Source organism: Paenibacillus sp. 01L418, assembly GCF_056400045.1.
In genome coordinates this window covers 1-1,013 of the sequence record NZ_JBFTSN010000807.1, presented here as the reverse complement: position 1 = coordinate 1,013, position 1,013 = coordinate 1, and the positions used below count along the sequence as shown (strand labels likewise).

At 42.9% G+C, this 1,013-nt stretch carries 1 protein-coding gene; it reads left to right on the top strand.

Going from position 1 to position 1,013, the window contains the following annotated elements; genetic code table 11:
* Nucleotides 1-288 (top strand): signal peptidase I (gene lepB, locus AC1DSE_RS35785; protein WP_477529182.1); only part of this gene is annotated, 288 nt, incomplete at its 5' end.
* Nucleotides 289-1,013: the final 725 nt, after the last annotated feature.

Below are 1,013 nucleotides of genomic sequence, written 5' to 3'. Positions count from 1 at the left end.
GATAAACAAGCGACGGATATAGCAAGAGTTGTTGGGCTTCCTGGTGAGGCGGTTCAGGTTAAAAAAGGGCAGGTTTATATTAATGGGAATAAACTGGATGCCTTTTACGGGAGCGATCCTTCTTCCGATAAAAATGATTCTATGAATAAGCCATTGCAGCTAAAGGAGAATGAGTATTTTATATTGGCGGATGTACGTTGGCGAGGATTCCATGACAGCCAATCAGCGGGTGCTTTTGCCAAAGAGGAAATAGTAGGTAAAGTAGTCGGCTATGAGAACAAACGTTAAGTAGCAAAGGAGGTTAGGAAAGTAACCAAGAGTAATGGGAGCTATGACGTTCTTGATGAACAAAGCTACATATGGATACAAAGCTTAATTGGTAAAAACGAAGGAAGAAGTCTGTAACTTAGTTATGTGCATGTAGAGATCACCGGTTGTTTAGGTGGTCTTTTTTTGTTTGAACTCGATAAGCACAAATATATGCTTAAAGAGTAGTTGCGGCGTCTCGGCGAGGTGGAAATGGAGCTGTAAGCACGTATGTGTTCTTACAGCTCGAGAAAAGGGTTAGTTTGTTGTTTGTAAGCGCATATGTGCGCTTATTGAGGTAGATGAGGCGTTTGATCGAGGTGGAAGTGAAGTTGTAAGCACGTATGTGTTCTTATAGCGAGAGAATAGTCTTAGTTTGTTGTCTGTAAGCGCATATGTGCGCTTATTGAGTAGAAAAGCCGTCTGGTTGAGGTAGAAATGGAGCTGTAAGCACACATGTGTTCTTACAGCGAGAGAATAGCCTTAGTTTGTTGTCTGTAAGCGCATATGTGCGCTTATTGAGTAGAAAAGCCGTCTGGTTGAGGTGGAAATGAAGCTGTAAGCACGCATGTGTTCTTACAGCGCGAGACAAGCCTTKGTTTGTTGTCGGTAAGCGCAAATATGCGCTTATTGAGTAGAAAAGCCGACTGGTTGAGGCAGAAATGKAGCTGTAAGCACACATGTGTTCTTTCAGCGCGAGACAAGCC